General features: G+C 69.0%; 9 protein-coding genes and 1 pseudogene. 5 read left to right on the top strand and 5 right to left on the bottom strand.

Annotated elements, in window-relative coordinates; translation table 11 throughout:
- Nucleotides 1–7: 7 nt before the first annotated feature.
- On the top strand, nucleotides 8–862 hold the full coding sequence (locus tag ACFJIX_RS01875; RefSeq protein ID WP_377157328.1) for a ChaN family lipoprotein: 855 nt from the start codon (nucleotides 8–10) through the stop codon (nucleotides 860–862).
- A gap of 200 nt (nucleotides 863–1,062) precedes the next feature.
- Here ACFJIX_RS01875 and ACFJIX_RS01870 read toward each other — a convergent pair whose 3' ends face one another.
- The 5 genes and pseudogenes from ACFJIX_RS01870 to ACFJIX_RS01850 all read right to left on the bottom strand — a co-directional run bounded on the left by ACFJIX_RS01870 (nucleotide 1,063) and on the right by ACFJIX_RS01850 (nucleotide 6,623).
- Nucleotides 1,063–1,875 carry a DeoR/GlpR family DNA-binding transcription regulator gene (locus ACFJIX_RS01870; RefSeq protein WP_377157326.1) on the bottom strand — a complete coding sequence of 271 codons (813 nt, stop codon included), beginning with the start codon at nucleotides 1,873–1,875 and terminating at the stop codon, nucleotides 1,063–1,065.
- Nucleotides 1,876–1,944: 69 nt separating this feature from the next.
- Nucleotides 1,945–2,958, bottom strand: a complete 1,014-nt coding sequence (locus ACFJIX_RS01865) for a BadF/BadG/BcrA/BcrD ATPase family protein (RefSeq protein WP_377157324.1) — start codon at nucleotides 2,956–2,958, stop codon at nucleotides 1,945–1,947.
- A gap of 94 nt (nucleotides 2,959–3,052) precedes the next feature.
- Nucleotides 3,053–4,228 carry an SIS domain-containing protein gene (locus tag ACFJIX_RS01860; RefSeq protein ID WP_377157322.1) on the bottom strand — a complete coding sequence of 392 codons (1,176 nt, stop codon included), beginning with the start codon at nucleotides 4,226–4,228 and terminating at the stop codon, nucleotides 3,053–3,055.
- A 110-nt stretch (nucleotides 4,229–4,338) separates the two neighbouring features.
- Nucleotides 4,339–5,555 (bottom strand): annotated as a pseudogene (locus tag ACFJIX_RS01855) (D-tagatose-bisphosphate aldolase, class II, non-catalytic subunit).
- Between the two features lie 177 nt (nucleotides 5,556–5,732).
- A complete protein-coding gene (locus ACFJIX_RS01850) occupies nucleotides 5,733–6,623 on the bottom strand; it encodes an EamA family transporter (protein WP_377157320.1) in 891 nt (296 codons plus the stop codon).
- Between the two features lie 335 nt (nucleotides 6,624–6,958).
- On the opposite strand from ACFJIX_RS01850, the gene ACFJIX_RS01845 reads away from it, so the two are divergent.
- The 4 genes from ACFJIX_RS01845 to ACFJIX_RS01830 all read left to right on the top strand — a co-directional run bounded on the left by ACFJIX_RS01845 (nucleotide 6,959) and on the right by ACFJIX_RS01830 (nucleotide 13,913).
- A complete protein-coding gene (locus tag ACFJIX_RS01845) occupies nucleotides 6,959–9,847 on the top strand; it encodes a TonB-dependent receptor (RefSeq protein ID WP_377157318.1) in 2,889 nt (962 codons plus the stop codon).
- 182 nt (nucleotides 9,848–10,029) lie between these two features.
- Entirely contained in the window at nucleotides 10,030–10,854 is an 825-nt protein-coding gene (locus tag ACFJIX_RS01840) for an endo alpha-1,4 polygalactosaminidase (protein WP_377157316.1), read from the top strand.
- 54 nt (nucleotides 10,855–10,908) lie between these two features.
- The gene (locus tag ACFJIX_RS01835) at nucleotides 10,909–13,152 is read left to right on the top strand and encodes an amidohydrolase family protein (protein ID WP_377157313.1); all 2,244 of its coding nucleotides are present in this window, start codon (nucleotides 10,909–10,911) and stop codon (nucleotides 13,150–13,152) included.
- Entirely contained in the window at nucleotides 13,113–13,913 is an 801-nt protein-coding gene (locus tag ACFJIX_RS01830; protein WP_377157311.1) for a glycoside hydrolase family 36 protein, read from the top strand. The genes ACFJIX_RS01835 and ACFJIX_RS01830 overlap by 40 nt, the downstream gene beginning before the upstream one ends.
- Nucleotides 13,914–13,983 lie beyond the last annotated feature (70 nt).

Below are 13,983 nucleotides of genomic sequence, written 5' to 3'. Positions count from 1 at the left end.
TGCTTCCATGAACGTTGCCTCTCGCGGCGCCGCGTCGGTGCTTCTTCCTCTCCTGCTCGCGGCGTGCGCGTCATCCACCACCGAGGCGCCGCGGACGACGCCGGCGTCCTCCCAGGTCGAGCCCGAATTCGTGCTGCTCGGCGAGCTGCACGACAACCCCGAACACCACCGCGCCCGCGCCGAACAACTGCGTCGGCTGATCGCGCAGGAGCCGAAGACGGTGGTCGTCTTCGAGCAGTTCTCGCGCGGCGAGGACGCGGCCGTCGCACAGGCGCGCAAGGCGTCTCCGGGCGATGTGAACGCCGTCATCGATGCGGCGAAGTTCGATCGCAAGGGCTGGCGCTGGCCGCTCCACCAACCGCTGTTCGACGTCGCGCTGCAATCCGGCGCGGAAGTCCGCGGCGGCAACATCGATCGCGACCAGGTCCGCAAGATCGTCCGCGAAGGCGACGCCGCCTGGCCCGCGGATCTCATCGCGCTGCGCGATCGCACCGTCTGGAACGGCACGCAGCAGGACGCACTGCGCAAGGACATCCAGGACGGCCATTGCGGCGCGATGCCGGAGGCCATGCTGCCCGGCATGGTCCAGGCGCAACGCGCGCGTGACGCGGCGATGGCGCAGGCAATGCTCGATGCGAGGAAGTCGGGCGCGAAGCGCGTCGTGCTGATCGCCGGGAACGGGCACGTGCGCCGCGATGTCGCCGTGCCGGTCTACCTGCAGGCGGCCGGGGTGCCGGCGTCGGACATCGATGCCATCGCGTATCTCGAGCCCGGCAGCGCAGCAACAGCCGGCGGCTACGACCGCGTCGAGCGCGCACCCGCGCCCTCTCGCGAAGACCCCTGCGCGCAGTTCAGGAAATGATGTCCGGGGAGACCGCCTACCTGCAGCAGGCGGGGCGTCGGCCGCCATTGCATGGGGCCGCAGCCGGCAAGCGGCTGAACCCCAAGCAATGCCGTCCCCCATCACTGTCGTCCGTTCACGGTTTTGCGACCGAGGACTGCGGGAGTAAGGAAAGAGCGATCGCGACGTCGGCGGCGGCGGTGGCGTTGTGGAGGTCGCGGTTATGCGAGGACCACTTCGACGCCGCGGCGTCGCAGTTCGCCGACGATGGCCTCGTCAGCCTCCTTGTCCGTGATCAGCATGTCGATCTGCTCGACCGGCGCGATCACCGAGAGGTTGCGCTTCATCAGCTTGGACGCGTCCGCGACCGCCACGATCTGGCGCGCGATCTTCATCATCTGGGCGTTCAGCTGCGCTTCCAGCAGGTGGGGCGTCATCAGGCCGATCTCAGGGTCGAGACTGTCGACACCCAGGAACAGGCGGTCCGCGTAGAGACTCTGCAGCGCCGTGACCGCCTGCGGTCCGGACAGGGAATACGAGTTCTGCCGCAGCAGGCCGCCCGGCATGATCACGTTGACGCCCGGCACCGTCGCCAGCAGCACCGCGATGTTCAGCGCGTTGGTGATGACGTTCAGCGACTGCAGCCGCAGGCCGCGGATCTGCTTGGCGATCTCCTCGGTCGTCGAACCGGAGTCCAGCAGGATGGTCTCGCCATCGCGGATCAGCTTGGCCGCCTCGACGGCAATGCGCACCTTCTGCTCGTGGTGCAGCTTCTGCTTGACGCTGATCGGCACCTCTTCGGTGTCGCGATGCGCCAGCGCGCCACCGTGCGTGCGCAGCAGCGCGCCCGTCGACGCCAGCGCGTTCAGGTCGCTGCGGATCGTCACGACCGAGATGCCGAAGCGCTCGGCCAGCTCTTCCACCGTGACCTTGCCCTGCGCCTGCACCTGCTCGCGGATCAGCCGCCGGCGCTCGTCGATCAGCAACGCGGCGTCAGGCTTCTCGGCGATGGTGGAAGTAGTGGTGGTGGTCATGGGAAACGGAAGCGATGAACTTTCGGATGATATCGATCCCGGCGATGTTCGCAAGCCCCGGCCCGACCCTCAGGCTCCCTCTCCTGCTTGCGGGAGAGGGTGGGGGTGAGGGCCAGCGGCCGTCGCAGGCCGGAGCTGCACGCCCGCCAGCCGGGCGGCGTACATGGCTGCGCCCATCTCCGGACCGAAGCGCGGCACGGTCAACTCGGCGCCCGGGACCTCGCGCGCGAGCGCCAGCCGCAGCGCATCGGTGACGGTGGCGCCGGCCTCGAAGACGCCGCCGGTGTAGGAGACCGGCACCGTCGCGTCCGCCGGCAGCGCCAGTTGCCGGGCGATGGCGCCCGCGAGCGCGGCGAGCTCCTCGCCGGCGCGTCCGAGCAGCGCGATCGCCTGCGCGTCGCCGTCCGCCGCCGCCGCGGACACGAGCCGCGCGAACTGCGCGAGCCGGCTGCGCGCCGCGTCGCCGTTGATCGCCGCGCAGAGGTCCAGGTCGTGCGCGAGTTGGAAATGCTCCCGCACCAGGCCGAGCAGCGGTCCCGGCGCGGCGCGCCCGTCCGCCATGCGCGAGAAGAGCGCGAGGCCTTCGCGCGCGAGCCAGTAGGCCGAGCCCTCGTCGCCGAAGACCTCGCCCCAGCCGCCGGAGCGCGCGCCGCGCCCCTGCCACTCGCCGTAGGCGATCGAGCCGGTGCCCGCGACCAGGCTGATGCCGTCGTCGCCGCCGAGCGAGCCGGCCCAGCTGCAGACCATGTCGTTGCCGATGACCGCGCGCGGCAGCACGCCGGCCAGCAGACCGTCGAAGTCGGCCAGCAGCGCGCTGTCCTCGCCGTGGGCGGGCAGACCGGCGAAGGTCGACGTCACCCGCGACGGCGCCAGGCCGGCCTGCTTCAGCGTCTCGGCGACGCCGTCGCGCAGCAGCGCGCGCAGCGCATCGAAGCCGATCTCGAGGTAGTAGCTGGTGCTGCCGACGTGACGCGCCAGCAGCCGGCCGTCGCCGTCCAGCAGCAGGAAGGAGGTCTTGGTGCCGCCCCCGTCGATGCCGAGGAAGATCGGGCGGTCGGTGGCGTCGTGGGTGACGGGAGTCATGAGCGGATCATCGGGCTGGTCGGAGGTCGGGGCGATACGGGTGCAAGCCGTGGGGCGCGTCGCTGCGAGAGTCGTGGTGCGGGCGCCGGGCGACTCAAGGCGCCGCCGCGGCGAGCGGATGGATGATGACGCCGCTGACGACGCGCGTCACGGTGCCCGACGCGCTCGGATTGTCCGGCGTGATGCCGAGCTTGAGCGAGGCCAGCAGCGCCAGGCATTGCGCGAAGACCAGCGCCACCGGCGTCAGCGCGAGGTCGGGCGCGTTGACCGGCAGGTCGAGCAGCACGTCGTCCGCGGCCAGCGCGTCCTCCGCGTTCAACGCCGAGGTGCTCAGCGCGACGATCCGGCCGCGGCCCTGGCGGCGCAGCTCGCGCAGCAGGTCCAGGTCGTAGCGCCGGGTGTAGCTGTCGTTGGACAGCACGATCAGCACCAGCGTGCGGTCGTTCAGGATGGTTTTCGGGCCGTGGCGGAAACCCAGCGGCGAATCAGCCAGCGCGACAAGGCGTCCGTCGCTCAGCTCCAGCACCTTCAGCGCCGCTTCCTTCGCCAGGCCCTGCAAGCCGTTGCTGCCGAGCACGACGACGCGCTCGAAGGGCTGCGCGTTCAGCGCGTCCAGGCGGGCGGCCTCGGTGGCGAGCAGCTGGCGCGCGGCGTCGCCCAGCGTCTCGGCCGACGGCAGCGCCATGCCGAAGGCCCAGGCCGCGGCCAGCAGCATGCCGGTGAAGCTCGAGGTCATCGCAAAGGCGCGGTCATGCGTCTCGTCGGGCAGCAGCAGCACGTGGGCGCGTTCGCGCTCGCCGAGCCGGCGCGCCAGCGTGCCTTCGGCCGCGCAGGTGACCGCGAGGTGATGGCACTCGCCGAGGGTCGCGTCGGCCAGGTCCACCGCCGCCAGGCTCTCTGGGCTGTTGCCCGAGCGGGCGAACGAGACCAGCAGCGTCGGCACGCCGGGCTGCAGGCATTGCGCGGGGTTGGAGACGATGTCAGTGGTGGCGATCGCCTCGATGCGCAGGCCGGGCTTCGCGCCCAGTTGCTGCAGCAGCGCGGGGGTCAGGCATTGCCCGATGAAGGCGGAGCTGCCCGCGCCCGTCAGCACGATGCGCAGGTCCGGCAGCGCCAGCAGCGGCTGCAGTAAGGCGTCGATCGCCGCGCGTTGCGACTGCACCAGCGCACGCACGCTGCGCCAGACTTGCGGTTGCTGGGCGATCTCGCGCGCGGTGTGCGTGGCGCCGCGGCGGTCGAGTTCGGCGGGTTCGAAGTGGAGCAGGCTCATCGTGACGGGTCTTGTTCTGTGGGAAAGGGCCGGGTGTCGGAGCGGTTCAGGCGTTCAGGCGGTCACGCGTTCTGGCATCCGGACGGTCGGGCGTTCAAGCAGTCAGGTCTTCAGGCGGCGCAGGCCGCGAGGTAGGGCCGCAGCGACTGCGCGGCGCCGTCGCGGAGCAGTTCCGCGGGACGGTTGCGCAGGCGGCCGTCGCGTATCGCGTCGTACTGGCGCGGCAGGAACTGGCTCAGCAGCGTCAGTGGCGGCGGCGAATGTTCCAGCCGGTCCAGCAGCGCCGCGCAGGCGGTCTGGACCTTCGGATGCGCCCAGTAGTAGCGGATGCGGTCGCTCAGGCTGTAGGCCAGATCGACCTGCAGGCGCGAGGGATCCTGGTAGTACGGCTGCCAATGGCCGGGCTCCGCGCGCATCACGCCGAGCACCGTGTCGATCAGGTTGCCCTGGCCGGCCTGCGGGCCGAGCCATTCGCGCTCGACGGCGGCCAGCGCCCACAGCGTCTCGCGCAGCGCGAAGGTCGCGCCCGGGCCGACCTTCAGGATCGCGAAGTGGTCGCGCGCGAGTTGCGCCAGGCGTTCGGGCGTCTGGTAGTCCGTCGAGTGCGCCTCGAAGACCAGGCCCGGCTGCGATGCGATGAACGCGCTCAGCGCGCGCGCCTTCTCGGGCTTGTAGTCGATGACCTTGTGGTGGTCGAACTCGACGCCCGGCTGCACGACCATCGCGATCACGCGTTCCCAGGCCGCATCGAGTCCGGCCTTGCCGAAGGCATCGCGGTGCAGCGCCAGCGTCGCGCCGGCCGCTTCGGCGACGTCACCGCGAGGTCTTCCAGGTCCTCGTGCGCGCCGCCCGGCACCGGCACTTCGGTGCCGATGACGTAGACCGGCGGTTCGCCGCGGTCGGGCGTGTCGCGCCAGGCGGCCTCGGCGGCCAGGCACAGGCGCACGGCGCGGGCGGCGATCTCGGCCTCGGACAGCGGCACCGGATCGTCCGCGCAGGACATCGAGCAATCCAGGTGGATCTTGCGGAAGCCGGCCGCGACGTACTGCGCCACCATCACTTCCGCCTTGGCCATCGCCTGCGCGGCCGGCAACTTGCGCCAGGCGTTCGGGCCGAGGTGGTCGCCGCCGAGGATCAGCAGATCGGTGGCGACGCCCTCGGCCTGGGCGATCGCCTCGACGAAGCGGCGGAAGTCGACCGGCGTCATGCCGGTGTAGCCGCCGTCCTGGTTGACCTGGTTGGAGGTCGCCTCGATCAGCGCGGGGCGGCCGAGCGCGCCGCACTCGCGCAGCGTCGCGGCGATGACGACCGGATGGGCCGAGCACATCGAGGGAATGCCGATGGCCGGAGCGGCTGTGCCAATGGCCGGAGCGGCGGTGCCGATGGCCGGAGTGGCCGAAGATCCCGGCGCCGACTGCTTGTGGCGCCGCACGAGATCGAGCATGAGCTTCAAGGGGAATCCTTCCTGTCGAATGAGGGTGGGGCGGACGGCGGGACACCGGGGTCAGGCCTTGCTGTCCTTGCTGTCGCCTTCGGGTTGCAGGGCCAGCAGCAGCGCGGCGAGCAGCGCCAGCGCGACGCCGGCCAGCTTGAAGCCGCCGGGCGTGGCGCCGCTCATCGCCATCGAGGCGAGCGCCGTCAGCAGCGGGGCGCCGGCATTGACCAGCGGCGAGACGACCAGCGCCTTGCCGTAGCGGAAGGCGTAGACCAGCGTGAGCGCGCCGATCGCGTTGAGCACCTGGATCACGGCGGCCAGGCCGGGGCCGTCCCAGCCCCACGGGATCGGCTTGGAGAAGTCCGTCATCCACAGCGCGGCCGGGATGCACAGCAGCGCGCTGACGGTCATGTAGAAGAAGACGCTCTCCGCGCTGGCGGCGTTGTTGGCGGTCTTCAGGAAATAGGCCTGCAGGCCCCACGCCGCCATGACGACGACGGCGAGCGCGAACCACAGTCCCAGCGCCTGGCTCTGCTGGCCGGGCTGGTAGTCGAACAGCGGCAGTGCGCACAGCGCCAGCACGATGCCGGCGACGCCGAGCTTGCCGGTACGCTCGCGCAGCAGTCCGAAGGACAGCGCGATCGTCACCCCCGGCGACAGCGACACGATCGGGAAGATCAGGTAGGCCGGGCCGGACTCGACCGCGCGGAACAGCAGCATCTGCCCGCCCGCGCCCAGCAGGCCGACGGTCAGCCCCTGGATCACGGCGCGGCGGTCGCGCTGCAGCTTCCAGCCGGCGCGGGCCAGCACGAACACGGCCGGCGGGATCATCGTCAGTGCCCACACGACGTAGACCAGCGTGTCCGGGAAGCCGCGTTCGGAAGACAAGCCCGTCAGCGCCCCCCACGCGCCCCAGAACAGGGTCGTGACAAGCGCGTAGGTCAGCCAATGTCGTTGCATGGGATCGCTTTCTTTCTTGGAGGGGGCTCGACGGGCTCGGTGGATCGTCGGAAGCTTTCGAACGAAAGAATAGGGCAAGGAAACCGGAAACACAACGGAAGAAACCGTGACAGGCCCTGAAGCGGTGTATTTCGCGGGAAAACCCGGATAAATCAGGCGCTATCGAGGTGCAGGGGAGTGATTGTCTTGCTCGAATTCTTTCGTGCGCCATCAATTCGAAAGAATAAACGTCGGTAAAAACGATATGCGAAATTAATCGAAAGACTACGTAGACTTGCGGCAAGCCGGTCGAGGTCCAGGACTGGCAGCGGACAAGCCAACAAAGGAACCATGAGATGCGAGCTCCCCTGTCCTCCCTCCTGATTGCCGGTTTTGCGCCGCGGCCCGTCGCCGCCGCCGCCGCGATCGCCGCGCTGACCGCCGTGGGCGCGGCCCAGGCGCAGGTCCAGCCCGCGGCCGCCGCCGCCTCGGCGCCCGCCAACACCCAATCCGTTGAATCGAAGGCCGACGCCAAGGCCAAGGACGCCGACCAGACGCTCGAGCGCGTCGAGATCACCGGCACCCGCGCCAGCCTGCAGCGTTCGTTGAACCTCAAGCGCAGCGCGTCGGGCGTGCAGGACAGCATCAGCGCGACCGAGCTGGGCCGCTTCCCCGACGACAACGTCGCCGACTCGCTGAGCCACATCACCGGCGTGTCGATCTCGCGCACCGCCGGCGGCGAAGGCCAGAAGGTCAGCGTCCGCGGCCTGGGCCCCGAATACACGCTGACGACCTTCAACAACCGCATCCTCGCCACCGACGGCGAAGGCCGCGACTTCGCGTTCGACGTGCTGCCCTCGGACATCATCAGCGGCGCCGACGTCGTCAAGTCCGCGCAGGCCTCGGTGATGGAAGGCGCCATCGGCGGCCTGGTGAACCTGCGCTCCGCCAGCCCCTTCGACCAGCCCGGCCAGCACGGCATCCTGCGCGTCGAAGGCGACCGCAACACGATGTCCAAGCTCAACGGCGGCAAGGTCTCGGCCACCTACAGCAACACCTTCGGCAAGGAGCTGGGCGTGCTGTTCGGCGTGGTCTACGCCGACCGCAAGGTCCGCACCGACACGGCCGGCAACGACGGCGGCTGGACGCGCAACCCCATCTCCGACCCGGCCGCCAACTGGACTGGCAACGCCTGGGGCGGCAACATCGATCCGAACGGCAACGGCGTGCTGGACCCCGATGAAGAGGGCCTGATCGGCCCGGGCCAGTTCCGCGTCGGCACCATCCAGGAACAGAAGAAGCGCACCGCCCTGTCAGGCAAGGTCGAATGGCGGCCGAGCGACGCGCTCAAGGTCACCGTCGACGGGATCAAGACGCGGCTGAACTCGCCGCAGGTCGGCTATCAGCAGTCGTTCTACACGCTGTTCTCGCCGGGCCGCTGGTCCAACATCAAGACCCAGAACGGCGTCGTCACCGGCTTCACGATGGACAGCACCGACCCGGACCTGATGCTGAATCCGGAGCTGCTGAACCTGACCACGCACCGCGTCGTCGACAGCGCCGTCTACGGCATCAACGCCGAGTGGAAGGCCACCGAGACGCTGAAGTTCAACGGCGACGTCTACCAGTCGACCTCCAAGCGGCACTCGGGCGGGCAGGACACCTACACGGTGCTGCGCATGAACCAGCCCAACGTGACGACGGTGAACCTGACCGGCTCGCAGGTGCCCGACATCAAGACCACCTTCGCCGACGGTCGCGATCTGATCTCCGGCCTGGCCAGCGGCGCCTTCGGCCCGAGCGACTTCAACACCCACTACCTGGGCCTGAGCGGCGACAACATCGACGACAAGATCCGCGGCCTGACACTGAACGGCGCCTGGTCGGTGGACCGCTTCAACGTCGACCAGATCCAGTTCGGCGTGCAGGCCACGCGGCGCGACAAGAACCGCGACCTGGTCGACAACGCGATCAACGGCGGCGAGAACTACTACTCCGGCACCAACGCGATCAACGTCGGCCAGCTCGGCGGCAACGTGCTCAACGAGCACCTGACCCCGCCCAACTTCATGAACGGCGTCAGCGGCAGCTTCCCGCGCAGCTTCCTGGGCTTCGACGTGCCCAACTACCTGGCGGCGCTGCAGGCCTACAACGGCAAGCCGCGCCCCGACGGCGGCACCTACGACTTCAGCCAGGCCGGCCCGGTCTGGAACCCGCTGCAGAGCTACCGCGTGCGCGAGAAGACGACCTCGTTCTTCATCGAGGCGGACCTTTCCGGCGAGAAGTGGAACGCGGACATCGGCGTGCGCCTGGTCAAGACCAAGACCACGGCCAAGGCCTGGGACGCCAAGATCGAGAGCCTGACCGAGAACGGCCCGTTCAACTACTCCGCCGTCTACGCGGATCCGACCGAGATCAGCCAGAACGCCGAGTACACCTACGGCCTGCCGTCGGCCAACTTCGTCTGGCACTTCACCGACAAGCTGCAGCTGCGCCTGGGCGCCGCGAAGACGATGGCGCGTCCGTCGGTCGAGCAGCTCGCGCCGACCAGCACGACGGCCAGCGTCGCCTGGGGCGACTTCACCCAGGTCTTCGGCGGCAACGCCGACCTGAAGCCTTACAGCGCCAAGCAGTACGACGCCTCGCTGGAGTGGTACTACGCGCGCAACTCGGCGCTGACCTTCGCGGTGTTCCAGAAGGACATCAAGAACCAGATCACCACCAGCTGGGAGACCGGCGTCGACATCGGCGTGCCGGGTCACCTGTTCAACGTGATGAAGCCGATCAACGGCGACAAGGCCAAGGTCCGCGGCATGGAGATCGGCTTCCAGCACCTGTGGGACAACGGCTTCGGCGTGCGGGCGCAGTACACGCGCAACCGCTCCGACAGCTGGGTGGCCGGCGAGAAGCGTCCGCTGGAAGGCATCGCGCCGGCGACCTCGTCGCTGGGCCTGCTGTACGAGAAGGGTCCGTGGAGCATCAGCGCCACGGCCGACCACACGGACGACTTCGTGTCGGCGATCAACGTGATCGGCCCGGGCTTCAACGAGCGCGCCAAGGCCATCACCTGGCTGACCGCGCAGGCCGCGTACGAAGTCAACAAGTGGCTGCGGATCTCCATCGAGGGCCGCAACCTGACCGACGCCAAGCAGGAGTACACGCTGGGCAACGGCGACATCACCTTGCCGCAGGGCTACAACCGCTGGGGCAGGGCGTTCACGATCGGGGCGAGCATCAAGTTCTGATGCTGCGCTGATCAAAAAAAGAACACGAGCTAGACAAGCAAGCAGGACAGACGGGAGACGTCGGATTGGGCCATCCAGTCGGCGTCATCCGGTCGCCGCATTCGAGTCGGGATGTTCTTGAGAGGACGTTGGGCGTTCCACAACAAGCAGGCCGCGTTGCCGGCCGCATCCCAGGAGAACTCATGAAACGATCGCTGATCCGTTCGATGGCCACCCGCCTCGCCACCGCCGCCGCGCTTGCGGTGGGTCTCACCGCCGCGACCGGCGCGCAAGCGCAGTCGTGGTGGAAGCCCGGCGTCAACACGACCTGGCAGTGGCAACTGACGGGCACGCTCAACACCGGCTACAACGTGGCCGTGTACGACATCGACCTCTTCGACACTTCCGCGCAGACGATCGCCGGGTTGAAGGCGCAGGGCCGCAAGGTCGTCTGCTACTTCTCCGCCGGCAGCTCGGAGAACTGGCGCGCCGACTTCGGCAGCTTCAACGCCGCCGACATGGGCAACGCGCTGGACGGCTGGGCCGGCGAGAAGTGGCTGGACACGCGCTCCGCCAACGTGCGCGCGGTGATGCTCAGCCGCCTGGACCTGGCCGTCTCGAAGGGCTGCGACGGCGTCGAGCCGGACAACGTCGACGGGTACACCAACTCGACCGGTTTCCCGCTGACGGCGGCGACCCAGCTCGACTACAACAAGTACCTCGCCAACGCCGCCCACGGCCGCGGTCTGGCGATCGCGCTGAAGAACGACGTCGACCAGTTGGCCCAGCTGGAGCCCTACTTCGACATGGCCGTCAACGAGCAGTGCAACCAGTACGACGAGTGCGGCGGCTACTCGGTCTTCACGAGCAAGAACAAGCCCGTGTTCAACGCCGAGTACGCGTCCAAGTACAAGAAGAACACCAACGGCGCGCGCGACAAGCTCTGCGCGAAGATGACCGCCGCGAAGATCCGCACGCTGGTGCTGCCGCTGGATCTGGACGACGCCTACCGCTACAGCTGCAACTGACCGTCTCTCTCATCAGTTCCCACTGTTTCCACTGTTGGTGATCCCATGACCCACATGACGAGAACTCCCGTCCGCGCCGCGCTGCCGGTCCTGCTGAGCGCCGCACTGACGGCCGTCGCGATGGTCGCCTCCTCTGGCGTCCTGGCGGCAACGAAGTCCAAGGAAGCTGACGGAGCCCGCTACACGATGGCGGACTTCGCGAAGGTCCCGAAGATCGATTCGCACGTGCACCTGCACAACGCCGATCCGGCGTTCATCGACGCCGCGCGCCAGCTCGGCTTCAAGGTGCTGACGATCAACGTCGACTACCCGGACTTCCCGCCGCTGGACGAGCAGCAGCAGGCGGCGATCGAGCTGCGCAAGGCACGTCCGGCGGACGTGGCGTGGGCGGTGAGTTTCTCGTCGGAGACCTCGGATCAACCAGGCTGGCTCGATGCGACGAAACAGCGCGTCGATGCCGGCCTGCGCGCCGGCGCGGTCGGCGTGAAGGTGTGGAAGAACATCGGCATGAGCCTGCGCGACAAGCAGGGCCGGCTCGTCATGATCGACGACGCGCGATTCAAGCCGCTGTTCACGTATTTCGAGGACCAGGGCATCACGATGCTCGGTCACCAGGGCGAGCCGCACAACTGCTGGCTGCCGCTGGACAAGATGACGGTCATCAACGACCGCGAGTACTTCGCGCACCACCCGCAGTACCACATGGCGCTGCATCCGGAGATGCCGAGCTGGGAAGACCAGATGGCCGCGCGCGACCGCATGGTCGCGGCGCATCCGAGGCTGAAGTTCGTCGGCATGCACATGGCCTCGCTGGAGCGCAACGTCGACGAGCTGGCCGCGTTCCTGGACCGCTTCCCGCTGGCCAAGGTCGACCTGGCCGCGCGCATCGGGCAGCTGCAGTACCAGAGCCAGCTGGACCGCGCGAAGGTGCGCGCCTTCATGATCAAGTACCAGGACCGTCTGATGTACGGCACCGACGTCTCGCAACCGCCGCAACAATCGGGGGCCGAGCTGCTCAAGGAAGTCGAGCCGGTGTGGCGCATGCACTGGCGCTACTTCAACACGGAGGAGTCGTTCAAGGTGTCCGATCTCAAGAAGCCGGTGAAGGGCCTCGGCCTGCCCAAGGTCGTCGTCGACAAGCTGTACCACCTCAACGCCGAGCGGAGCTATCCCACCGCCTGGAAGGCGGCTCGAATGACCGGGCGCCGCGCGTTCCTCCAATGGCTGGGGGCGGCCCCGGTCGCGACGATCACGCCGACGCTGGCGCTGGCCGCGACGGCCGCGTCGCCAGGGGCGGCCGCGGCGGCGCGCGCGGCCGACCTCGGACGCGGTCACGTGCGGCTGCAGGATGAGCGGCTCTCGCTGCAATTCGACGAACGCATGCGCAGCCGGATCGTTCGGCTCGGCGGCGCGCGGCCGCTGGCGCTGACCGGCTTCGATGCGGGTGAGCAGCTCATCGTCGCGGAACTGAAGCCGGTCGCGGCTGGCGCAGCAGCCACGGCGCTCGGCGCGGAAGCGGCCGGCGCGCCACCTCCGATGACGACCCGGACGCTTGAACGCTTCGCGCTGACGAGCGCCGTCCCGAGCAGCGGTGCCACGCCGTTCGGCGCGGGCCAGCGGCTGACGCTGACGGGCAAGGCCGAAGGCGCCGCCGTCGAGAAGACGATGACGGTGACGTTGCTCGACGAGCACCCCGGCGTCGCGCTGATCGAGGTCGCCTTCATCAACCGCTCCGACAAGCCGCTGAGGGTTCAGGGCTGGACCGTCGCGTCGCATCGGCTGCTGGCGGCGCCGCGGCATGCGGGCGGGTGGTGGACCTACTCGGGCTCGACGCACACGGACCGGCGCGACTGGATGCAGCCGGTCAAGCGCGGCTTCGAGCAGCGCAACTTCCTCGGCATGGATTCGTCCGACTACGGCGGCGGCACGCCGCTGGTGGACGTGTGGCGGCGCGACCTGGGTGTCGCGGTCGGCCACCTGGACAAGCTGCCGCGCCTGGTCTCGCTGCCGGTGAAGGCCGTCGGCGAGCAGGTCGACATCGCGCTGCGCGGCGACGAGCCGCGCACGCTCGCGCCGGGCGAGACGCTGGCGCTGCCGCTGGCCTTCGTCGCGGTGCACGAGGGCGACTGCTTCGTGCCGCTGGACCGCTATCGGCGACTCATGAACGCACAAGGACTGGCCGCGCCGGAGCCGCCACGCAGCGCGCACGACGCGGTCTGGTGCGCGTGGGGCTACGGCGCGACTTCTCGCTGGAGCGCGTGCGCGCCACGCTGCCGAAGGCGCAGGAGCTCGGCCTGAAGTGGGCCGTGCTCGACGACGGCTGGCAGCGCCAGACGGGCGACTGGTTCGACATCGACCTCAAGAAGTTCCCGCGCGGCGAGGAGGACATGAAGGCGCTGGTCGCCGACATCCATGCGCGCGGCATGAAGGCGCGGCTGTGGATCGCGCCGCTGGCGGTCGCGCCGGGCAGCGACGAGCTGCATGAACACGCGGATCTGCTGCTGCTCGACCAGAACGGCGCGCCGCAGATGATCACGTGGTGGAACTGCCTCTACCTGTGCCCGGGCGCGAAGGGCACGCAGGAGCGCACGGCGGCGATGTTCCGCAAGATCATCAAGGACTGGGGCTTCGACGGCGTCAAGGTCGATGGCCAGCACCTGAACGGCGTCGCGCCCTGCTTCAACCCCAAGCACCAGCACGCGAAGCCGGAGCACTCGTACGAGCACATGGCGGACTTCTACCGCGCGATGTTCGAGGCGGCGCATGCGGTGAATCCGGAGGCGGTGGTCGAGGTCTGCCCCTGCGGCACGAGCTACGCGTTCCACAACATGCCGTGGATCGACCAGGCGCCGGCGTCGGACCCGCTGTCGAGCTGGCAGGTGCGTCACAAGGGCAAGGCGTTGAAGGCGCAGATGGGGCGCTGGTCGGCGTATGCCGGCGATCACGTCGAGCTGTCGACCGGCGGCATGGACTTCGCGTCCGCGGTGGGCGTCGGCGGCGTGGTGTCGACGAAGTTCACCTGGCCGAGGATCCGAAGCCGAAGGACTCCTTCCTGCTGACGCCGCAGCGCGAGACGCACTGGCGCAAGTGGATCACCGCACACAACGCGAAGGGCCTGTCCGACGGCGC

It is taken from the genome of Roseateles sp. UC29_93, from assembly GCF_042695725.1.
GTDB classification, from domain to species: Bacteria; Pseudomonadota; Gammaproteobacteria; order Burkholderiales; family Burkholderiaceae_C; genus Roseateles; species Roseateles noduli_A.
This window is presented reverse-complemented; position numbering and strand designations above follow the sequence as displayed.

Excerpts from the sequence above, each read along its gene's own strand:
- ACFJIX_RS01850 (WP_377157320.1), bottom strand. The coding sequence starts at position 6,623 with ATGCAACGACATTGGCTGACCTACGCGCTTGTCACGACCCTGTTCTGG.
- ACFJIX_RS01875 (WP_377157328.1), top strand. The coding sequence starts at position 8 with ATGAACGTTGCCTCTCGCGGCGCCGCGTCGGTGCTTCTTCCTCTCCTG.
- ACFJIX_RS01865 (WP_377157324.1), bottom strand. The coding sequence starts at position 2,958 with ATGACTCCCGTCACCCACGACGCCACCGACCGCCCGATCTTCCTCGGC.
- ACFJIX_RS01860 (WP_377157322.1), bottom strand. The coding sequence starts at position 4,228 with ATGAGCCTGCTCCACTTCGAACCCGCCGAACTCGACCGCCGCGGCGCC.
- ACFJIX_RS01870 (WP_377157326.1), bottom strand. The coding sequence starts at position 1,875 with ATGACCACCACCACTACTTCCACCATCGCCGAGAAGCCTGACGCCGCG.
- ACFJIX_RS01835 (WP_377157313.1), top strand. The coding sequence starts at position 10,909 with ATGACGAGAACTCCCGTCCGCGCCGCGCTGCCGGTCCTGCTGAGCGCC.
- ACFJIX_RS01840 (WP_377157316.1), top strand. The coding sequence starts at position 10,030 with ATGAAACGATCGCTGATCCGTTCGATGGCCACCCGCCTCGCCACCGCC.
- ACFJIX_RS01845 (WP_377157318.1), top strand. The coding sequence starts at position 6,959 with ATGCGAGCTCCCCTGTCCTCCCTCCTGATTGCCGGTTTTGCGCCGCGG.